Origin of the sequence: Rosenbergiella australiborealis (assembly GCF_018494035.1) — a bacterium.
In the GTDB taxonomy this organism is placed as follows: Bacteria; Pseudomonadota; Gammaproteobacteria; order Enterobacterales; family Enterobacteriaceae; genus Rosenbergiella; species Rosenbergiella australiborealis.
This window is the reverse complement of the sequence record NZ_JABBFO010000002.1, coordinates 166,315-188,169: the sequence shown is the minus strand read 5'-3', so window position 1 is coordinate 188,169 and position 21,855 is coordinate 166,315. Positions and strand designations below refer to the sequence as shown.

General features: G+C 45.3%; 22 protein-coding genes. 2 read left to right on the top strand and 20 right to left on the bottom strand.

The features are described 5' to 3' along the window. Positions 1-650: 650 nt before the first annotated feature. Positions 651-1,862, bottom strand: coding sequence for an MFS transporter (locus HGT73_RS03490; protein WP_214212499.1), 1,212 nt, complete (start codon positions 1,860-1,862; stop codon positions 651-653). A gap of 265 nt (positions 1,863-2,127) precedes the next feature. On the opposite strand from HGT73_RS03490, the gene HGT73_RS03485 reads away from it, so the two are divergent. Both HGT73_RS03485 and HGT73_RS03480 read left to right on the top strand, forming a co-directional pair. Next, positions 2,128-3,477, top strand: coding sequence for a carbohydrate porin (locus tag HGT73_RS03485; RefSeq protein ID WP_214212279.1), 1,350 nt, complete (start codon positions 2,128-2,130; stop codon positions 3,475-3,477). Positions 3,478-3,730: 253 nt separating this feature from the next. Further along, positions 3,731-4,357, top strand: a complete 627-nt coding sequence (locus HGT73_RS03480) for an alpha/beta hydrolase (RefSeq protein ID WP_214212278.1) — start codon at positions 3,731-3,733, stop codon at positions 4,355-4,357. 44 nt (positions 4,358-4,401) lie between these two features. Here HGT73_RS03480 and HGT73_RS03475 read toward each other — a convergent pair whose 3' ends face one another. From HGT73_RS03475 to HGT73_RS03385, 19 genes are all read right to left on the bottom strand, one after another. Further along, on the bottom strand, positions 4,402-5,037 hold the full coding sequence (locus HGT73_RS03475; protein WP_214212277.1) for a carbonic anhydrase: 636 nt from the start codon (positions 5,035-5,037) through the stop codon (positions 4,402-4,404). An 83-nt stretch (positions 5,038-5,120) separates the two neighbouring features. After that, on the bottom strand, positions 5,121-6,044 hold the full coding sequence (glsB, locus tag HGT73_RS03470) for a glutaminase B (RefSeq protein ID WP_214212276.1): 924 nt from the start codon (positions 6,042-6,044) through the stop codon (positions 5,121-5,123). Positions 6,045-6,333: 289 nt separating this feature from the next. Further along, on the bottom strand, positions 6,334-7,197 hold the full coding sequence (locus tag HGT73_RS03465) for a LysR family transcriptional regulator (RefSeq protein ID WP_214212275.1): 864 nt from the start codon (positions 7,195-7,197) through the stop codon (positions 6,334-6,336). Positions 7,198-7,208: 11 nt separating this feature from the next. After that, positions 7,209-8,111, bottom strand: coding sequence for an AEC family transporter (locus HGT73_RS03460; RefSeq protein ID WP_214212274.1), 903 nt, complete (start codon positions 8,109-8,111; stop codon positions 7,209-7,211). 51 nt (positions 8,112-8,162) lie between these two features. Next, positions 8,163-9,629, bottom strand: coding sequence for an aldehyde dehydrogenase family protein (locus HGT73_RS03455; protein ID WP_214212273.1), 1,467 nt, complete (start codon positions 9,627-9,629; stop codon positions 8,163-8,165). A gap of 33 nt (positions 9,630-9,662) precedes the next feature. Further along, complete coding sequence (gene gloA, locus HGT73_RS03450; protein ID WP_214212272.1) at positions 9,663-10,190, bottom strand: lactoylglutathione lyase; 528 nt, start codon at positions 10,188-10,190, stop codon at positions 9,663-9,665. A 405-nt stretch (positions 10,191-10,595) separates the two neighbouring features. After that, positions 10,596-11,471, bottom strand: coding sequence for a metal ABC transporter substrate-binding protein (locus HGT73_RS03445; protein WP_214212271.1), 876 nt, complete (start codon positions 11,469-11,471; stop codon positions 10,596-10,598). Continuing rightward, on the bottom strand, positions 11,468-12,334 hold the full coding sequence (locus tag HGT73_RS03440; protein ID WP_214212270.1) for a metal ABC transporter permease: 867 nt from the start codon (positions 12,332-12,334) through the stop codon (positions 11,468-11,470). The genes HGT73_RS03445 and HGT73_RS03440 overlap by 4 nt, the downstream gene beginning before the upstream one ends. Beyond that, entirely contained in the window at positions 12,334-13,002 is a 669-nt protein-coding gene (locus HGT73_RS03435; protein WP_214212269.1) for a metal ABC transporter ATP-binding protein, read from the bottom strand. Before HGT73_RS03435 ends, HGT73_RS03440 begins: the two co-directional genes overlap by 1 nt. Before the next feature lie 114 nt (positions 13,003-13,116). Further along, on the bottom strand, positions 13,117-13,902 hold the full coding sequence (gene benD, locus HGT73_RS03430) for a benzoate diol dehydrogenase BenD (RefSeq protein WP_214212268.1): 786 nt from the start codon (positions 13,900-13,902) through the stop codon (positions 13,117-13,119). Next, complete coding sequence (gene benC, locus HGT73_RS03425; protein WP_214212267.1) at positions 13,899-14,921, bottom strand: benzoate 1,2-dioxygenase electron transfer component BenC; 1,023 nt, start codon at positions 14,919-14,921, stop codon at positions 13,899-13,901. The genes benD and benC overlap by 4 nt, the downstream gene beginning before the upstream one ends. A gap of 9 nt (positions 14,922-14,930) precedes the next feature. Continuing rightward, a complete protein-coding gene (locus HGT73_RS03420; RefSeq protein WP_214212266.1) occupies positions 14,931-15,419 on the bottom strand; it encodes an aromatic-ring-hydroxylating dioxygenase subunit beta in 489 nt (162 codons plus the stop codon). Further along, positions 15,416-16,777, bottom strand: a complete 1,362-nt coding sequence (locus HGT73_RS03415; RefSeq protein ID WP_214212265.1) for a Rieske 2Fe-2S domain-containing protein — start codon at positions 16,775-16,777, stop codon at positions 15,416-15,418. The genes HGT73_RS03420 and HGT73_RS03415 overlap by 4 nt, the downstream gene beginning before the upstream one ends. A 45-nt stretch (positions 16,778-16,822) precedes the next feature. Continuing rightward, the gene (gene catA / locus HGT73_RS03410) at positions 16,823-17,752 is read right to left on the bottom strand and encodes a catechol 1,2-dioxygenase (protein ID WP_214212264.1); all 930 of its coding nucleotides are present in this window, start codon (positions 17,750-17,752) and stop codon (positions 16,823-16,825) included. A gap of 40 nt (positions 17,753-17,792) precedes the next feature. After that, positions 17,793-18,083, bottom strand: coding sequence for a muconolactone Delta-isomerase (gene catC / locus HGT73_RS03405; RefSeq protein WP_214212263.1), 291 nt, complete (start codon positions 18,081-18,083; stop codon positions 17,793-17,795). A gap of 14 nt (positions 18,084-18,097) precedes the next feature. Further along, positions 18,098-19,210: a muconate/chloromuconate family cycloisomerase gene (locus tag HGT73_RS03400; protein ID WP_214212262.1), complete on the bottom strand. Its 1,113-nt coding sequence runs from the start codon at positions 19,208-19,210 to the stop codon at positions 18,098-18,100. 6 nt (positions 19,211-19,216) lie between these two features. Beyond that, positions 19,217-19,972, bottom strand: coding sequence for a 3-oxoadipate enol-lactonase (gene pcaD, locus HGT73_RS03395; protein ID WP_214212261.1), 756 nt, complete (start codon positions 19,970-19,972; stop codon positions 19,217-19,219). Beyond that, positions 19,962-21,191 (bottom strand): 3-oxoadipyl-CoA thiolase, encoded by a 1,230-nt coding sequence (pcaF, locus tag HGT73_RS03390; protein ID WP_214212260.1) that lies wholly within the window; start codon positions 21,189-21,191, stop codon positions 19,962-19,964. Before pcaF ends, pcaD begins: the two co-directional genes overlap by 11 nt. Next, positions 21,184-21,849, bottom strand: coding sequence for a 3-oxoacid CoA-transferase subunit B (locus HGT73_RS03385; protein WP_214212259.1), 666 nt, complete (start codon positions 21,847-21,849; stop codon positions 21,184-21,186). Before HGT73_RS03385 ends, pcaF begins: the two co-directional genes overlap by 8 nt. Positions 21,850-21,855 lie beyond the last annotated feature (6 nt).

Here is a 21,855-nt window from a genome sequence, read left to right as displayed (position 1 = left end):
CCTCAAGTAAGATATTTTCTATATATAGCTTATGTGACCATAGTGATCTAAACTTCAACTAGTGATTACTATGGGGCATAGTCTATATATTGAAATGTAGCAAGTATCATTAATTTACAGAAAAATAACCATTATAAATCAAAATAAAAAATAAATTCGTAAGTTTAATTAATTACACCACATTGAATACATACCTGACAAAATAGAATTTGTTTATTTTTACCTATAAACCATAGCCTTAGGATTACTCTATTTGTGTTCGATTATATCGTTGAACGAGTTTTTCAAGTGATTTTACTATTTCACATAATAAGGCCACGATAATTTTACTTTTCTGTAAAGCAATAAATATTCATCATCACAATATTATTATTTGGTTGGCAATTTAAATTAACTGTTCAGTCACATTCTCTGTGTATCTTACTAAGGCATCTTACTTTAATGATAATTAGTTCAATCTTGAAAATTGAATAATTATGAATAATAATTTTTGGACACATAAACTATTTTTCATGAAGAAGTTATTCTGTGGAGAATAAATTTTATTTGTTTTTAGGAAAAACACCAGTATCCAGCCCCCTTTTTATCGCCTATAAAGGGGGGGCGCTGCATGATAGCAAGACCGAGAATCTCCGTCCTAGCCTCGATGGTTATTCAATCAGGCCCCGAAACGTTGAACCTGTATTGCGCAGCGATAAGAGAAACACGCTAAGATTTATCACGACGATAATTGCCGATAAGATAAATACCCACTGCATACCTAAAAGTGACGAAGTAACTGCCCCCAAAAGCGGACCAATCACATTCCCTAGATTCATAAAAGATTGGTTATAGCCAAATAATCGACCAGAAAGTTCTGACGAACTGTAAACAATAATCAAACTTTGAATAGCAGGGAACATCGCACCGTCAGCAATCCCTAACAAAAGTCGAGTAATTGAAAATTGCCAGACCGTAGCAACCCACGACATGCTGAAAAGTATCAAGATAAAAATAGACGAAGCAATAATAATGACCCACTGTGCGCCGTATTTATCGCCAATTTTTCCCCATATTGGCGCAGTCAACAACGCGGAAAATCCGGGTAATGCTGCTATAAATCCGCTAATAAAGGCTAAATCATTTCGATCTGGGGATAAGTGCTCGACATAAAGATAAAGAATTGGATTAACCGATCCATTGCACAGTTGCACAACCAAGGTTGTGAATAGGAGCGAGATGATCAGTTTTTTTGCTGGCAAACGCTGCCAGCTCAACGTAGGCGTATTTCTCCTTGTGAGCGGCAACCCATTGCCGACTGATTCCTTTACAAAGAAAAGGGTGACTAACGTGCTGATACAAAGCAGGCCCGTCGTAACAAAGAAGACTGGACGTAACCCGAGATGATCCGCTAAGTAGCCCCCTAATAGTGGCCCACATAAAAAACCACTAATTTGTGCGGTTGATAGCAGACTGAAAGCAAAACCGCTCCGTCCTTTTGGCGCCTGACTGGCAATCAGTGCCATCGCGTTGGGGATATAACCTGAGGCCAGACCCATCATTCCTCGAAATAAACAGAGCTGCCACACCGATTGGGCAACACCTTGACAGGCAATCGCTATCCCCATTCCCACAGTAGCACGCAAAAGCATTAATTTTCGGCCCCGTGTGTCTGCGAGTTTTCCCCACAGAGGGGAGACTATCGCTGAAATTAGAAACGTAATACTAAACGCAATGCCTGACCATAATGTCAGTTGTGTCGTCGAATAATGGCCTAGCTGTGAAATATATAAGGGCAAGAAGGGCAATAGTTGGCTAGTTCCAAGACCGGTAATAAAACAGCCTACCCACAGTGAAAGTATATTTTTTTGCCAAGCCGTCATTAGGTCGCCAGATAAGAGATATTGAGTCATCGAGGAAGCGTTCATAATATCCCTCATCCCTTTTTTGTAAAGATGAAACACAGGATCAATGGCATTGTCTCTGAGCGAGCAAAGATGATCTTTATCAAAGGTAATGCAGAGATGATCGATTCTCTATTGCCAACTTAGGAGGCTTTGTATACAAGAAGCTCTCCACATTCATTTCAGCATGTTGGAATAACCTGAACGACAACAACAAAGTCCATGAAGGACTTGGAGAAATTGCATGGATGTAAAATCACTCTACTCTTGGCTATTGTTAGCAGGAATCACTGTGTCGGGCTCACTGTCTGCCGCGCCTTTTAATCCCACAGTGTTAGGCTTTGAAGCGCCCCCAAAAGAAGGGATGTTCGGCGATATGCTTGGACTGCGTCACCGGCTAGAAGACAGTGGGTTACAATTTAACCTAGGATACCTTTCCCAGATTGCAACGAATATGCACGGTGGCGCAGATACGCGACATAAAGTTGCCTATATCGATCAATTTGCGTTTACCTTTACCCAAGACTTATCCACGCTGACCGGTATTCCTGGAGCGGTGATAGAAGGTAATATTGTTAACCGAAATCATAATTCAAACTTAGCCACACAACGTTTACAGGCAAGCTCGGTACCGATGACCGATCTTGCCCAAGAGAGTTGGGGAGGGCAGTCTATCACCCGATTAGGCTGGTTCACGGCTGGACGGAGTTTTTTTGATAATCAGCTCTTTTGGCGTATTGGATTGATGAATAAGGTGCAAGTTTTCGATCAAGGTATTCCATGTGATTTCCAAATTCTATCGTTATGTGGAGGTAAATCCGCTTACTCCATGACGTGGAATAACTGGAATGTCCATACATGGGGAACCAGTGCCGAGTGGAAATTCACCCCCGAACTGGCAGTAAAAGTCGCGTTAATGGAACAAAACCCACAAGCAGCCAGTCGCGCGCACGCATGGAGTGTTTCAACGCAACATAGTAAAGGGGTTATTCTACCCGTTGAAGTTGAATGGAGGCCGTTGGTGAATCAGCTCCCGGGTATTTATAATCTCGGCGTCAGTTGGACAAATGCTGAACAAACCCATCTTGCTCGTGGGGTCAATCAATATTGGGGAGCCAGTGACCCACAAGGTTATGCAAAAACGCATAACTCCTATTACCTATGGGCAGGGGCGAATCAGCAAGTAACGAAACATGCGGATGACCCATTACGCGGCATCAGTCTCTCTGCAAGCCTAGGTATCGGTGATAAAAAAACCTTACGTCTACCTTTTGTTAGCTCTGTATCGGCCCGGTATCGCGGACCATTCTCGTTACGTCCGAATGATTGGTTGGGTTTAGGCGTTAGCTACGTCAAGGTTGGAAAGTGGGCGAATAAAGATCAATTACAAATGCAAGAAATCGCTGGAGGGCAAAGCAGTCTGGATTATTGGCCAACAGGAAGTTCTGCAATTAATACCGAGCTTTTTTATCGACTACAAGTCACACCTTGGTTCCAGTTACAGCCAAGCGTTCAGTATTGGCACAATCCTGGCGCAATTAGTGAAACGGATGATGCGTGGGTACTTGGACTAAAAACTGTCGTAACCTTCTAATTATTTAGCACATAAATTATTGAGTCTTCAAAATATTAACCATAGGGGGGCGTAGCGCTCCCCTAATGCTTTAAAAGTCATCACCTTCTCTGTTTCTAATGCCTCATGACTACCACTACCAATTATTCGGCTACTTACCCTTACTGTTCATCTTTGCCCGCGTGGAAAAACGCGATATGCTCAGTGTTAATAAGTGATCAGTGAACTATTACTGATAGTTTGCTGAACACGCAATCGACATATGGGTATTTCAATGAAACAGTTAGTTATTTTATTTCATGGCTATGGAAGTGATGGCGATGACCTAAAAGGGTTAGGCGAATTTTGGGCCGGTGCACTACCGGGACTGAATTATGCCTCACCCAATGCACCGCAGCATTGCGAAGCAGGAATTGGCTATCAGTGGTTTAGTTTAGCTGAAAATAACGAGGCCAATCGCCGCCAAAGCTTAGCGGATGCACGGCCAGATATTGATACACTGCTGGCAACGGTATTGAATGACCATTCGATAGATCCTGTAAATGACCAAATTATGTTAGTTGGCTTTTCTCAAGGAACGATGATCGCTCTCGATATCTTACTGCGTAGCCATTACAACATCGTGGGTGTGATCGGATTTTCTGGAAGGTTGATTGAGACACCGACAGCTACCACCCAGACTTCGGCAGAAGTCCTGCTGATTCACGGTGAGTCCGATGAGATTGTTCCTGCACAAGAGACATTGCAAGCTCAAGCAGAACTTAATCAATTGGGCATTCCTTGCCACTACATGATCGAACCTGGCGTCGTACATACGATTTCTGCCGCTGGCGTCGAAGCCGCGACTCAGTTCTTAGCCGAGCGATTTGGCTGGGAAGATGAAGAAGAGTCAGACGAATAGGGTAAAACCCCAAGGACCAGAACGAATCCTTGGGGTAAAGAGAATTACTCGAAGTGCACGCCTGGATTATCAGCTAAACTGACGAATTGCTCGCCATGTTTATCTAAAGCATGAATTTGTCCACTCTCAATATCATAAACCCAACCATGAAGATTAATTTTCTTATTACGTAATGCTACCGCAACAGAAGGATGTGTTTTGATATTGTTCAGCTGAGCGATGACGTTCTCGCGAACCATCGTATTAAGTTTATCTTCCGGTGTCGCGTGTTCAAGTTTTTCAACCACAGCTTTCGCTGCATCAGCATACCGTAACCAGTGACCTACAGCAGGCATAGTGTCAAGGCATTGGCAACTGGCAATCGCTGACATTGCACCGCAATTTGAGTGACCACAAATGATAATGTCAGTCACGCCAAGAGCCATCACGGCATATTCAATGGTCGCAGAAACACCACCGGGTTCAGGACCAAACGAAGGCACGATGTTTCCTGCATTACGAATAACGAAAAGTTGCCCTGGCTCTTGCTGTGTAACAAGTTCAGGCACGAGGCGACTGTCTGAACAAGAGATAAAAAGGGCTTTCGGCTTTTGGCTTGATGCGAGACTACGGAAGAGTTCTTCCCTTTCAGGATAAATTTCTTGTTGAAAGTTTAGAACGCCATCAATAATTGTTTTCATTTTTATTCCCTATTTATGCAGGTGTTTAAAAGTGATTATCTTGGTGACAAGAGTTCACAAGTTTTTTTATGAAGAGAGTTCTGTTAGAAAACAGAAAACTCGAGCCGGTCAGAGATATGTTCTAATACGGCCGTTCCAGCGAGTGAATTACCAAACTGGTCAAGTTCAGGCGACCATACAGCAATACACATCTTTCCTGGCACTATCGCAACAATACCACCGCCAACCCCAGACTTAGCCGGAAGGCCAACACGCCAAGCAAATTCGCCTGCTGCGTTATACATTCCACTAGTCATCATTAAAGCATTGATATGACTCACTTGTCGGCTATTAAGTTCATGTCTAAACAAAACATTACATAACTCAGGGGAAACTAAGTAACGAAAGCAGAGCGCGAGCTCCTCACAACTCATCGATAATGCACAATAGTGGAAATAATTCTCTAACACAGTATTAACATCATTATTAAAATTATCAAATGACTTCATTAACCAAGCTATCGCTGCGTTACGGGCAGAATGGGCGAATTCAGAGCTTGCCACTTGTCGATCAAAATGAATATCCTCAACACCGCTTAACCGACGAACTAAACTGAGCATCTGTTGGCGAGGAGCGGAAAGACGACTTTGTAGCATATCGCAGACGACTAAAGCTCCAGCATTAATAAAGGGATTTCGTGGGATCCCTTGCTCCATCTCCAACTGCACAAGAGAGTTAAAAGGCTGGCCGGAAGGGTCTTTACCCACACGACGCCAAAGTGCCTGTTCGCTGTAGCGGGTCATTGCGACAGTTAATGATAAAACTTTCGAGATAGATTGGATTGAAAAGCGTGTTGATGAGTCACCGGCGGTAAACAATTGGCCGTCATGGGTACAGACCGCTACGCCCAACTGATCGGCTGGCACACTAGCAAGAGCGGGGATATAACTGGCCACTCGACCTTGACCTAATAAAGGACGAACTTCATCGAGAATCGACTCAAGAAAAGCATTATCTAAACGCGACACGTCACGCTCCCATCCATGATTTTAAAAGGTGAGCATGATGCGTTGCCGACACTCTAAATGCAAGTGTAAATCCCCCTGACACCTTTTCCTAGGCTTACCCCTTCATCTGTATTCCATATTATCATTACCGGCACTGATCCGCAGCAGAGGGGGAAATGTCTTATCCGGTTTGATTAGGCAAACGGTGTGTCTGATAACACTATTTATTCATCTTATTGCCACTGAGGAGAGGGCAGGTAAGTTGTATTATTTGATTAATAATTATGGTCAGAACTATCGTTGTCAGTGACTAAGCGATTACCCCGTTATTCAGGGCCAAGAATGTTTTTTCTACTGGAGAGGCGGTATAGCGACGCCAAACAAGATAGATATCACACGATGAGATATCAGTGAGGGGATAACAATAAAGGCCGTTAACTTGGGGATTATCGTTAATAAAACTTTCGGGCATTACGGTGAAACCCAATTGTTGGTGAATCGCCGCTAGGATCATCGAGTAAGACTCAATATCACATTGTTGTCGAGCTTGAAGCTGCTGCGAAGCTAGCCAATCCTCGATCAGAACATGATAAAAGCAATGTTCGCCGAAGGTATATAAGGTCAGGGCTGCAACTTTCGACGAAAACTCATCAAGGGTTGCACAATGTGTCACTACTCGTAATCTCTCCGGTGCGAAGAGTTGACTTTCCAACACTGGGTGATCAATCGGGCCATCGACAAGGATCATATCAACCTCACCGGCGAGCAAACGATCCATTAAAGGTAGGGAAGAAAAACAAGAGAGTGACACTGTCACGTTTGGGTTTTGTTTCATAAAAGTAATCATCAACTTTTCAAGTTGTTGATTAAGCGCAACATCGAGAGCCCCCAAGCGTAAGTGCCCATGCAGGGATTCAGGTTTGAAAAAATTGAGACACTCCTCGCTCTGCCTTAATAGTTTTTGAGCTTGGGGATAAAAAGCACGTCCTTCAGGGGTTAACGTCAATCGTTGTTTGTCGCGGTTGACCAAATTAACCGTCAGACTCTCTTCCAACTCACGAATACGTGTGGAGATATTTGACGGCACACAATGCATTTTTTTAGCAGCCTGTACCACACTGCCACTCTCTACCAGCGCACAAAAAATTTTTAACTGCGGTAATTTTAACTGCATGGCAATCTTCCTCAGAATGATTTAACTAATAGTATGTGCCAAATCGGTAGGGTAAGGAAAGAGAGTAAAATGGCGTAGCCTTGAATAGCATTGGCTAAAGCGGGTTGTAGTCCTGCACGCTGCGCCATAATAGCGGCGGCAATCATGGGGGCCATCGCGGCTTCAATAATCGTCACTTGCTGTGTTAGTCCTGTACTACCGGTTAGACTGACCACCCCCCATACGATGAGCGGGGCAAATGCTAATTTCCATATCACGCCACTGAATAGCGGTACGATTACTCCTCGTGGTGGACGTAATGAGATTTGCAGTCCCACGCAAAACAGAGCCAAAGGGCTTAAGGTTGCGCCAATTTGTGCCAGCGGCGTTTCGAGAAACTCAGGTAATCCATTGAATGGCTTAATGACAATGCTCACACAGAGTGCGATGAAAGGTGGGAAGCTGAGCACTCTTTTGATAATCATCTTCGCCGTAGGGCGTTGTCCGGCGCACAGTGTCATGGTTATGACACCCGCTGTTGAGAGAATAATAAAACTTCCTACTTGGTCGGCAATCACGGCTATTTGTAAACCCGATGCCCCGTAGTAACTTTCGACAATCGGATAACCCATAAAGGAGGTGTTGCCAATTCCTCCGACTAACGCAACCACGCCAATCACTTCTTTTGACCAAGAAAATATTTTGCCTAAAATAAGGGCAACCCCTAATGCGCCGATAAACACACACCACATCCCAGCAATCGGGACTAATGACTCTTTTGTTATAACAGTATGTGGAATAAGGGTAATAATAAGGCAGGGTAGCGCAATGGTAATTAACCACCAGTTAATAGAAGGTACAAGTTGCTCGGGGAAGGTCAAATAACGACGTGCCGCGATACCAAGCAATAGGCATATAAGTAATAAAGGATTCATTAGGTATACCGGGGATCACTATAAGAACCGGTGCCAAAGCACCGGACAAACTTAAGATTGATAGTTTAGATAAACGGTTTTTTGCTTAACGTAGAGTTGATAACCATGTTCGCCGTCATCACCACCAATACCGGACAGCTTCCAGCCAGCATGGAAGCCATTAATTTCTTCAGGGCCATAACGGTTAATGTAAACTTCACCGTATTCGAGGGCATCGCTGATTTGCATAGCAGAAAGTAAATCACGAGTATAAAGATAAGAACTTAAGCCATACTCACAATCATTCGCTAACCTAATCACTTCATCAATGGTGTCAAAAACGACCACCGGTAGGATAGGGCCAAAGGCCTCTTCTTTCAGGATGGTTGCATGCGCCGGTAAGTCCGTCACAATCGTGGGAGCGACCCAGTTGCCGCCTTTGAATTTCTTGGCATCGGGAATTTTTCCCTGCCAAAATATGTTACCACCCTCTTTTTTTGTTTGGGCAAGCAGTTCTTCAACATGTTCTTTTTCAGCTGCTGACACCTTAGGGCCCATCGTGGTCTTTTTCGCTAAGGGATCACCGACAATAATTTTTTCCGCCGCTTTTTTTAGTGCGCGCATAAACGGTTCATAGGCTTCACGCTGAATATAAGTACGTTCGTTACAGATACAGACTTGTCCACAGTTGGCCATCCGTGCATCAATCGCATCTTGTGCGGCTTTTTCTATATCAGCATCGGCGAGAACAATAAACGGTGCTTTTCCGCCTAATTCCAAAGATACAGGGATGACTTTCTCCGCGGCATTTTTAGCGATGATTTTCCCGGCGCGCGTCGAGCCTGTCATTGTGACAAGTTCAACATCTGGGTGTTTAACCAGTGCATCACCGACCTTGGAACCTTCGCCACAAATAACGTTAATCACGCCGTTGGGTATTCCCGCGGCGTGGCTCAAGGTTGCCAGCGCCAGTGAGCATAGTGGTGTATTTTCACTTGGTTTAACCACAATGGTATTGCCAGCTAATAATGCAGGCGCCGTTTTACGTGCAAAAATGGCTAATGGGAAGTTCCAAGGAATAATTGCCGCTACCACACCAAGCGGTGATTCTTTAGTAATGGCTTGATGGTGAGGATGATTCGAGGCTAACACATGCCCTGTGCGTTTCCAGCCTAATCCGGCATAAAAACGTAACATCAGAATCGCCGTATCAACCTCGCCTTCAGATTCGGCCAGAGGCTTGCCTTGTTCAGTGGTCAGTAAGGTGGCCAACGTTTTTTTGTTTTTTTCTATTTGGCGAGCAAACTCATAAAGGTATTCTGCACGTTGTGGTTGTGGGACTGCGGCCCATTTTTTTTGTGCTTTTTTCGCAGCAGCAACAGCCTTGTCTGCATCAGCTTTCGATCCCATCGCGACTTGTGCAATAGTTTCGCCAGTCGCAGGGTTAGTAACCGGATCGGAAGATTTGCTAGATACCCAAGAATTATTAATGAAATGTGCAGCATTTTCCGGCAGTAATTTTTTAAAATCAGTAGACATGTTCTCTCCTAAATTTCTATCGTTACTGAAAAATTAATTATTAAGGGGGGTAGGTTGTAATATCTCAATCCAATACCCATCAGGATCTTTGATGAACGCGATGTGTTTCATTCGCCCATCGGTCAATCGCTTTTGAAATGTGACGTTAAGCTGCTCAAACCGTTTGCACGCCTGACGAACGTCCGGGACTGAAATACAGATATGGCCGTAGCCTTGGGGAGCATCATTACCATTATGATAATGAAAATCGGGTTTCAGTTCAGTGCCGTGATTGTAGGTAAGTTCGAGTACACCGGTTTGACGGAGCACCCACTCTTGGCGAGCGGTATCATCATCAGGAATCGAAGCCAACGGGGCACGAATTAAATACACAATAGTGAACGCTGCGTCAGAATTGATATGTTCACAAACAGGTACAAAGCCTAACACTTGGGTGTAAAAATTAATCGATGCTTGTAAATTTTTTACGCGGATCATCGTATGATTAAATTGGTAACCGGCCGATGCTTGACTTATTTCACTGTTAACCGAAAATTTTTCTAATAACGCTGATAAAGCCATGAATACTCCTAAGCCGTAGGTGAATTATCGTACTAATTAAAGTGTAGGATAGGATTTGGTTTTACGAAAGTGACAGTTTCAGTGAAAATATTTTCATATTTTGTGAAATAGTGGTCAGCGATGTCGTTGTGCCTAATCGCAGTTTAAGAGCATAAAATGACCTGTCTTAACGATTAATGGGGCGTGACGAGAAGGGGGTTGAGAGATGGGGACTGCGACAGTCGTGGGGGTGTGTAGCTTCGGCTGCTTTGACGTAAAGCAGAAGTATTGCCAATACCGTACTGTGTTTCGCCAGCGAGTTAGACCGCGAGCGTCAATCTTGTTATTGATAGGATATAGTTCGGTATCAAAGGCCAACCCCGTCCGACGTGATAACAGGTTTCGTCAGGGATTGGCCGATTACAACTAACGCATACTCTGGAGTAATTGCTCTGTATTATATTTAAAGGCACTCAGATAAGTCGGTGCAGGGCCTTCTGCGGTGGACAATGCTTCTGGATACAGCTCCCCACCAGGTGTGGCACCGCTGGCTACGGCAATCTGTTTGACCAACCTCGGATCAGTTTGATTCTCAGTAAAATAGTGCTTAATGTGCTTTTTTTTCATCTGAGTGATTAGGTCGCCGACTTGTTGGGCAGAGGCTTCAGATTCTGTCGATAATCCTAATGGCGCACTAAAGGTGACACCGTAACGCTTACCGTAATAGCCGAATGCATCATGGCTTGTCAGCACAAGGCGGCGGTTAGCAGGAATAGATTTATATTGTTGTATCGCCCATTGATCAAGCTGCTGCATTTTTTGAATATAAGCGTCTGCGCGTTTCTGGTAATCAGCTGCATGTTCAGGATCAGCTTTTTCCAAGGCTTTCATGATATTACGTGCATAAATTTCACCGTTTGCCAGACTGTTCCAAGCATGAGGATCGGTAACGGTTTTACCCTCTTCTTGCATAGTATTAGTGGTAATACCGGAGGAAGCGACCGTGATTTTCCCACGATAACCAGAGGCCATTACTAAGCGGTCCATCCATCCTTCCAAGCCTAATCCATTAACGACAACCACTTGAGCCATAGCTAGTGCCCGACTATCATTGGCAGTAGGTTCAAAGCTGTGAGGATCGCCATTCGGTGCGACAAGACTTTTTACCGTCACGTCATTGCCGCCAATCTGTTGAGTGATATCGGCTAAAACGGTAAAACTTGCGACCACTTGTACTGGTGCTGCCAGTGAAAAATGGCTAATAAGTAAGAGACTGCTGACAGCTAGTGCGGGGACCTTCATTGTTTAGCTCCTGAATGACGAAAATAGACCTTTGCTAACCAGCCATTTGTTCGGCCGGTTAGACATGAAATAAGAAAAATAACGGCGCTGCATAAAACAACGGCAGGCCCAGCGGGTAGCGCACTGTACCATGAAAGCATCAAGCCTATCACTGACGATAATACGGCAATCAAGCTGGCAATAAGCATTGTTGGGAGTAAACGTACCGCCCAGAATCTCGCACTTACCGCGGGAACCATCATTAAACCGACAGACATTAATGTGCCGAGGATCTGAAAACCTGAGACCAAATTCAGAACGACTAAAAATAAAAAAACGCCATGAATTATTATCGCGAGCGGTCGATGGCGCACTCGTAAAAAGTCGCTATCAAAGGTATCGATCACTAATGGGCGGTATATCAAACGTAGCAGGATGAGAGAAAATAGGCTGATGGTTGCTGTCGTAATGAGTGCTGAGTGGCTTACGGCTAATAAGGAGCCAAAGAGAATATTCAGTAAATCCATGCCAGATCCCTTAATGGAGATCAACGTAATACCCAATGCTAATGCGCCCATATACAAGCCAGAAAAACTCGCATCTTCTTTTAATAGAGTTGTGCGACTGATGATTCCTGAGAGTAGAGCAACTAGTAGGCCCGCGATAAGTCCGCCGATTCCCATCGCGAGCGTCGACATACCAAAAAGTAGATAGCCTATCGCGGCACCTGGCAATACGGCATGGGAAAGGGCGTCTCCTGCCAGTGATAGACGGCGTAATGAAAGTAGCACCCCTAGCGGGGTAGCACTTAGCGAAAGGCATAAGCAACTGAGCAAGGCATGACGCATAAAATCAAATTCAATAAATGGCTGAAAAAACGTCATTAACTCACCTCAGATAATGGCCGACGTTGAGTAGAGTGCGGCGTGGTCCAGTAAGCCATTTTTTCCGTCAGACGTATTTGTATATCAAAATAGCGCTGCACTAACTGATCATCATGTAACACCATAACCACCGTTTTACCGTCATTCGCCGCTTGCATGATTAATGTCATCAAACGCGCGATGGTGCCCTCATCGACTCCAGTAAAAGGCTCATCCAATAACCAAACATCGCTAGGTTGTAACCACATTCTTGCAAATAACGCCCGCTGTAATTGCCCACCAGACAAATGACTTAAAGGGGTTGATGCTAACGACGTGATACCGGTGATAGCCAGTGCTTGTTCCACGTTTTGTTTTACCGACGTTGGTAATCGGCCATACCATGTACGTTGCTGCCAGCATCCCATCGTGACGATATCGCGAACGGTAACCGGAAACGTCCTATCAAGGGACTGCTGCTGAGGGAGTAAGGCGATGTGTGAGGAATGGATACAATAATATCCTTCGCACGGGGGTTGTAAGCCTGCCAGTGTTTTTAATAGTGTTGATTTCCCACAGCCATTCTCGCCGGTGATTGCGGTAAGACTGCCTGCGGGAAGTTGTCCGTTAATAGGAGGAGTAATGCTGCGTCGCTGATAGCCTGCACGCAGGTCTGTGAAGTGGATCATAATTCTCAACCTTTATTGTAATAGTATAACATTACTCTAATTCGGCGAATTATGACAACTCCTGATGTAATAAAATATGTCAAAACTGGCCACATATTGTGGCCATCGGCACGACTAGCCTAAATCGCCCCCGGCGACCGGCAACACTGTACCCGTAATATAGCTGGCCTCATCGCTGGCAAGAAAAAGAATTGCCGCAGCTTGTTCATCTAAGGTTCCATATCGATGCATTAAGCTCGTCTCACAGGTTTGATCAATCACCCGTTGATACCATGCTTGTTGTTGTTCCGTCGGTTGAGAGGGATCGGTATGGCGTGGGATTTTGCGCTCCGGTGCTTCGGTTCCCCCCGGAGCAGTAGCATTGACGCGAATACCGTAAGGGGCATACTCAAAAGCCAATGATTGTGTCAGCGCATTGACTCCCCCTTTGGCGGCAGAATATGGGACTCTATGTACCCCTCGTGTTGCGACAGACGAAACATTGACGATAGCTCCCGAACCTTGCTTAATCATCGTCGGCAATACCGCACGACATCCCCACAAACAAGGGAAAAGTGAACGGCGGATCTCCGCTTCAATTTGATCTTCAGTATATTCAGCGTAGGGCATTGCCCAAATCGTACCGCCGACATTATTGATCAAGATATCGATTCGTTCAGTTTGCTGGACAATTTTCTCAAAGGCATGATAGGTCGATGACCATTGCTCTAAATCGGCCAACATGCCCACGGAGTGGCGCTGACCATCACATAATTGTTCCGCAACATCGAAAACTAACGGAGAACGGTCAAGTAAAAAGAGGGTAGCTCCTTGTGCAAAAGCACGCTCAGCCACGCGCTTGCCAATTCCTTGTGCTGCGCCCGTAATGACAATTGTTTTATCGATTAATCGTAGTGTCATACCTGCTCCGCCGTGATCTGTGGGGTGAATTTCTCATAGTAGAAATTTGTAGGGGCGATCTGCTGCTCTTTTAATGTTGCTATTACAGACTCGACCATCGTCGGTGGACCGCATAAGTAGATATCCACATCACCACCATGCAAATGCTCTGGACGCAGGTGATCAGTGATATGGCCAGTTAGTGGTTCGCTGGTAGTTGGATCTGACACACAAAGTTGGAACGTAAAGTTTGGGAGTTGCTGAGTAAGTTCAGTGAGAACGTCGGACTTCACTCGGTCACAATCTTTTGATACGCCATACAGTAAATGAATAGGCATCGATGATGCCCGCTGCTGTAGGCTATATAGTATGGAAAGCATCGGCGCAAGCCCCGTGCCTCCAGCTAGCAGTAATAGCGGGCGGGTAACCTCCCGTAAATAAAAGCTACCTTGGGGGCCGGTTATCGTCATCGTATCGCCAGGTTTGGCTTGTTGTGTTAAATAGCCACTCATCGCACCATTAGGGACATTTTTTATTAAAAATGTCAGTGTTGAGGAACCCGGTAGGTTGCTGAACGAATAGGGGCGGGTGATATCACCCTGTGCGGTAGAAAGATTGACATACTGCCCACTCAGGAAATGGATTTCTGTTTCTGCACACTCAAGCGTTAATTCAAGCGTAGTCGGTGATAAAGCATTAATGTTAGTTATTGATGTTTGAAAGCATTGTTGAGCGGTTTTACATAGTGAAGACGCCATAGGAACAGTAATAATACAATCAGATTCAGGCACCATCTGGCAGGTTAATACCATATTCTGTTCACGTTCACTATCAGAAAGGGCATCCTCGAGATAGTCATCACCTAAATCAAACCGACCTGATTCACATTGACATTTACATGTTCCACATACCCCATCTGAGCAGTCCATGGGTAAATTGATCTGTTGTCGATAGGCGGCATCAAGCACTTTTTCATTTGCATTACATTGAATGAAGCGGCTTACGCCATCTTCAAAATTTAGGGCAATGGTATAAGTCATAGTGCCTCCTTAAAGATGATAAATATCAATTACCTGGTGGATATAATCATTATTCAGTTGAATTTTTTTACTCATGATTTGCCAGCCGAGCTCATGTTGCGTTAACTGGCAAATAGCATGACCAAAATAACACTCACTCTGCTGGTAGCGGTGACTATGTGTACACCAGTTATAGCGGACCGTGCAGGTCTGATTATTTTCCTCAAGGACTTCGATATTACTCAGAAAATGCGTAGTACGTGGTTCAGGGGTGCTGGCCGCCGAGCGTTCAGTTTTAATGCGATAAATGCGATCTTCTAAGCCCTCACGTGACGGATAGTAAATCAATGACATGTCGGTATAAGGATCAACGGTCAATAGGTCATCATCCCCCCAAGCCGGCATCCAATACACGACTTTGGGGTGATAGCATTTGATCCACTCGTCCCATTCTCGGTCGTCCAGTAGCCGCGCCTCTCGGTAAAGAAACTGACTGATTTCAAGTAGTAACTGGCTCATTTTTCAGCCTCCCTTTTACGTTGAATCGCCGCTAATAGGGTGGTTTGCCAATGGTGATGATGGGTGATATAAAGCCCTTCGTCTTCTGATCGTGGTCCAGAAATAATGGGGTGCATATCAATTTGCTGAGCATTTTCATCCGCCCCTTCAATCCAACGCATTGCACCGCGACTCATATCACTCCACGGTAAAGCACGCGCATGGTACCCTTGTTGGCAGGCGCGAAATTCTTCTAAGTCATCCGGTGTTCCCATGCCGCTGACATTAAAAAAATCCTCATATTGACGAATACGTAAGGTTCGGTCTTCAGCCGGTTCATTTTTTGGAGCAAAACAGAAAATAGTTACTTCTGTTTTATCTACAGATAGGGGGCGCACAATACGCAATTGCGTCGAAAACTGATCCATTAAATAAAGATTGGGGTAAAGTGCGAGATTACGTGTTTGCTTCACCATCATTTCTGCACGTTTATCTCCGTAGCGTGCTTTTAGCGCATCGAGATGCCGATAAATTGGTCTAACCTCTGCGTTAATAACCTGTGTCCACAACAACATATGACCATTCTCGAACCCATAGACGCCACCAAGACTTTTGGACCAACCATTTGCATCAACGGTTTTCACGCCATCTTCTTCGTAATTACGTCGTGCCATGGTTGAGGCATAGTTCCAATGCACGACACTGACGTGATAGCCATCGGCCCCATTTTCCATTTGTAGCTTCCAATTGCCTTCATAAGTATAAGAAGAGCTTCCTCGAAGGACTTCGAGTCCATCCGCCGCGGAATCCACAATCAAGTCAATAATTTTTCGGGTTTCCCCTAACCACGCATCGAGGGTCGAGACATTGGCGTCCAAGCTGCCAAATAAGAATCCACGATAGTTTTCAAATCTTGCCATTGCAGTAAGATCATGTGATCCATTCTGCTTAAAACAAGGGGGATATTCACCGGTTTTCTCATCTTTTGCTTTTAATAATTTGCCGTTATTACTAAACGTCCAACCATGAAATGGGCAGGTAAATGAGCTTTTATTTCCTTTTTTACGCGTCGCAAGCATTGCCCCACGGTGGGAACAACTATTGATAAGGGCATGTAATTCGCCGTCTTTATCGCGAGTGATCATCACCGGTTGACGTCCGACTGTTAGGGTATAAAAATCCCCAGGTTTTTCTATTTGACTTTCATGCGCCAAATAAATCCAGTTACCTTCAAAAATATGTTCCATTTCAAGTTCAAATAGTTCTGGGTCGGTAAAAATACCACGGTGACATTTATAAATGCCTTTCTCTTTGTCGACAACAAGAGCTTGATTGATTTTTTCTATAATATTTTTTCGGGCTACTGGTTGCTGAGTCATGATGCACCTCACTCATTTATTGAATTACAACTTATCTACCAATTTTCATTCCTCACCCACGCGAGGACGTTTTATTGGTGTTTCTTCATTATGTTTTTGCGCTGGCTGTAAAACAAAATCGAAACTAACTTCAGTATGATTACCAGGTAATTCTCGCTGCTTAATCAAAGAGGGATCACTAATTTTAATTGGGTCAGCAATTAACTCCTCCCGTGTTGCAAAGGCAAAGTCATCCCATAAATATTTATCACCACTGAGATTAATTTGTGTTGTGAGGTGCTTGTAGCCTGGAGCTGAAATAAAAAAATGAATGTGAGCGGGACGGTTACCATGACGGCCTAATAAATTTAATAACTGTTGAGTGGGGCCGTCAGGAGGGCAACCATACCCAGAGGGTAAAATACTCCTCGCATAATAAGCACCATCCTCATCGGTGATAATTCGACGCCGTAAGTTGAAAGCAGACTGTGATTGATCAAAGAAGGAATAATTCCCTAATGTATTTGCATGCCAAACATCGACGACCGCACCAGAAACTGGTTGTCCTTCAGTGTCACGAATAACACCGTGTAACCACATTATTTCTCCAGTATCATCGCCATCATCCATACGGGTAACACCGGAGCTTAATGGAGCATTGGCGACATAAAGTGGGCCTTCAATAGTCCGTGGCGTACCTCTTAGTTCACCTGCTAATTTTTCTTTGGCATCGGATCGTAAATCAAGAAAATGCTCTAATCCGAGACCGGCCGCTAGCAATGCGGTTTCTTTCTTTTCACCCAAAAAATTAATATAATTAACGGCCTGCCAAAACTCTTCATCACTAACATCAAACTGCTCAATAGTTTGACATAGGTCACCGACAATTTTACGAACAATAGCGTTATAACGATTATTTCCGTTATGCTTGTCACCGCCACTGATTAATTCTAAAAACGTTTCGAGAGTTTCTTTATTTATAATTGTTGTTGACATGGCACACATCCTTTTTTGTAGGGAGAGGATTTATATTTTATTAACAGTCGCTTTCATGGATTGATGAAGGATGGCGACATAATGGTGTTACGGTAATATCCATATAAGGGTATAGCGGTAGGGCGAGTAAAAGATTGTGTAACTCCTCATGACTTTCAACGTCGAAAATACTGATATTTGCGTATTGTCCAGCAATGCGCCAAATATGGCGCCATTTCCCCTGACGCTGTAGATCTTGTGAATAAGATTTTTCACGTGATTTAATTTCGTCAAAAGTCGAGGCATCCATCTCTTTAGGGGGCTTAACCACCATTTCAACCTGATATAACATGATAGACCTCCTGATTATTTACGGGCGTAATAGGCTAATTTGTCCTGATCGACATCAATACCCAGTCCATGACCTGTTGGCAGGCTAAGATGTCCGTCTTTATAGATAAGAGGCTGGGTGATCACATCATCTTTTAATAACAATGGGCCAAACATTTCGGTCCCCCATTCCAAATCAAGGGTCGACCAAGCATGTAGTGAGGCAATAGTCCCAATACTGCCTTCTAACATCGTGCCACCGTATAGACTTATCCCGGCAGCCTGCGCCACATGTGCCAACTTCAAGGCTTGGAACGGCCCGCCTGCTTTCGCAATTTTTAATGCAAAGGCTCCGCTAAAGCCTTGACGAATGAGTGAGAGTCCTTGCTGCGCATCAGTGACCGCTTCATCAGCCAATAGGGTCACTGGGAAGCGTTTGGCTAAATCGATCAATTGATCGACGGCAGTGAGGGCTATTGGTTGTTCAATTAACGTAATACCGGCAGCCTGTAAGCGCGGAATGGCAGATAAGGCCTGCGCCATACTCCATCCTTGATTAACGTCAACATGAACATGAATATGTTCACCGAGGGTTTGCTTAATACGCACTGCATGGTTCACATCTGTTTCTAAATCCCGTGCCCCAATTTTTAATTTAAAAGCATGGTGGCGTCCTGTTTCGAGGAGTCGATGTGCTTCATTGAGGTCGTTGTCCGTGTCACCACTGGCTAACGTCCAAAGTGCGGGAAGCCTTTGATGGCGGGCTCCCCCAAGTAACGCGGCCATCGGAAGACCGACATATTTGCCATAGGCATCTAAAAACGCGGTTTCTATTGCAGATTTTGCAAAACTATTACCACGGACTGCGGCTAATTTTTCACTCAGCGCGGTCACACCAGACAGAGGCTGACCGAGTAATAATGGCGTAATATAGCGTTCAATAGTCAGCTTCATGGCCTCGGGACTTTCTGGACCATAACTTAGCCCGCCAATGGTGGTACCTTCTCCCCAACCGACAATACCTTGTTGACAGCGAATCTGGACCAGCATCAGGGTTTGGCTGCCCATTGTGGCCATCGACAACTTATGTGGTCTTATAGTCGGGATATCGACTAACCAGCAGCGCACTTCTTCTATCGTTAATTCCATAAATACCTACCGAGTAAGAAACTGAGTGACAGATTGAGCGAACGTGGTACTGCATTCGACATTTGATAAATGAGAAGCCGGTAGTCTGAGGAGTTCGCTGTGTTTGACTTGTTGTACGAGAGTGATTGCATCACTCACCGTTGTTACTGGATCATAGACTCCGGCGATGACTAAGAGCGGACACGACAAAGCGTTAATTTCATCGCGTAAGTCGGCATTAGCCAATGCCTCACAACAACTGGCATATCCCTGTGCCGATAAATGGCGAAGATCCTGTTTGAAATGTTCGACGATAGCGGGCTGTTCGCGTAGAAACGCTTCGCTAAACCAACGGCTACCAGCACTGTCAGCCAGGGCGCTAAGACCTTCGCGTCTTACCTGCGCTGCACGAGACATCCACGCCTCGTAGTGACCAATTTTCGCCGCCGTGTTAGCGACAACCATGCGCTCAAAACGATCTGCCGCGTAACGATTGAGCCATAATCCCGTCAGCCCGCCCAAGGAAATGCCACAAAAATATGCCCGCGCGATGTGCAGATGATCTAACAGTGCAACAACATCTTGGCCAAGTTTTTCCAGCGTTAATTGACAGTGACCAACGGGGCTACCCCCATGACCGCGCGTGTTATAACGTAAAATACGAAATGTTTTACTCCACGTTTCAACTTGGGCATCCCAAAGTGACCAGCGGGTCCCCAACGAGTTGGAGAGAACTAATACTGGCGCGTTATCCGGGCCATCCAGCCGATAATCAAGATCCATATTGACCTCCTGAGACTCGCTCAATAATCATGGCGATACCCTGGCCTACACCAATACACATGGTGCAGAGTGCATAGCGACCTTGTTGAAGCTCTAATTGATGGAGGGCATTTAATACCAGTCTGCCTCCCGACGCACCGAGTGGATGACCTAAGGCAATGGCACCACCATTGGGGTTTAACCACGCTGCATCTTCTGGGATCCCTAATGCCCGCGCACAGCTGATCACTTGTGCGGCAAAAGCTTCGTTCAACTCGATAACATCCATTTGACTGAGTGCCAATCCCGCCAGTTTAAGCACTTTATGCACGGCATCTACAGGACCAAACCCCATTACGGTAGGAGCAATCCCACAGCAAGCACTCGCCACGATACGGGCCCTTGGTTGTAAATGATGGTGCTGGATAGCTCGCTCACTGGCCATCAACAAAGCACAAGCGCCATCATTTAACCCCGAAGCGTTACCCGCAGTAATCGTCCCTGTTGTATGTACCACCGGGGAGAGACGCTGCAAGGCTTCGAGCGTAGTTAGCCGTGGGTGTTCATCAATACTGAGATTCACTTCGCGTTGAGTACGCGTTGCAGGTTGATGGACTGAAATAGTATGACTGGCATAAAATCCTTGCTCGATCGCTTTTGCCGTTCGTTGTTGGCTACGCAGTGCGTAAGCATCTTGATCGGCGCGCGTAATTCCGTCTCGTTGCGCCAAATTTTCTGCAGTCTGTGGCATCGTTTCCGTGCCGTACAGGGCGGTTAACCGTGGGTTCACAAAGCGCCAGCCCATAGTGGTATCTTCGAGCTGCATTGCACGGCTGTACGCATGATCAGCCTTACCCATGACAAAAGGGGCGCGGGACATACTCTCGACACCTCCTGCAATCAATAAATCCGCTTCACCCGCTTTAATCGCTCTAGCCCCCATTGCAACGGCATCGAGGCTCGATCCGCATAAACGATTCAACGTCACACCGGGAATCGTCTCTGGGTAGCCAGCTAACAGTGTCGCCATACGCGCCACGTTGCGATTGTCTTCACCCGCCTGATTGGCACACCCTAAAATGACGTCATCAATTTGACTCAGATCTAAGGTCGGATAACGGTCACGTAGAGCAATCAAGGGTAAGGCTGCTAATTCATCTGCGCGTATTGCCGCAAGCCCACCATTAAGCCGTCCAAAAGGGGTACGCAGTCCATGACAAAGATAAGCTTGGTTACTCATGTTTTGCCTCCCGTCCAGTGGCTGCAAACATGAGGGGAACAGGTGTCAGTGCCTGTAATGCCTCTGCACTGATATCGGCGAGAATTTCTGTTACCACTAACCCTTCTGCCGTCACGTCCATAACCGCGAGATCGCTATAAATACGATCTATGCACGCCAGTCCGGTTAGCGGAAACGTACAGGTTTCGACGATTTTACTGTGACCATCGCGAGTCAGATGATTCGTCATAACAAACACCTTTTTCGCCCCAGTAGCCAGATCCATTGCCCCCCCAACGGCTGGAATCGCATCTGGATTCCCAGTGCTCCAATTTGCCAGATCGCCGGTTGCGGAAACCTGATAAGCGCCCAATACACAGATATCCAGATGCCCGCCACGCATCATTGCAAAGGAGTCACCGTGATGAAAAAAAGCGCCCCCCTGAAGTAGGGTTACCGGTTCCTTACCTGCATTGATTAAATCAGGGTCGCTTTGTTGCGCTTCTGGATAGGGCCCCATTCCTAATAGACCATTTTCGCTATGCAAAAAAATGTCCTTATTACTGGGTAAATAATTGGCAATAAGAGTGGGTAAACCGATGCCCAGATTGACATAGGCACCCTCAGGGATATCTTTTGCGATACGCTCAGCTAGCTGATGATGAGAGAAAGGGATCATTAGGGT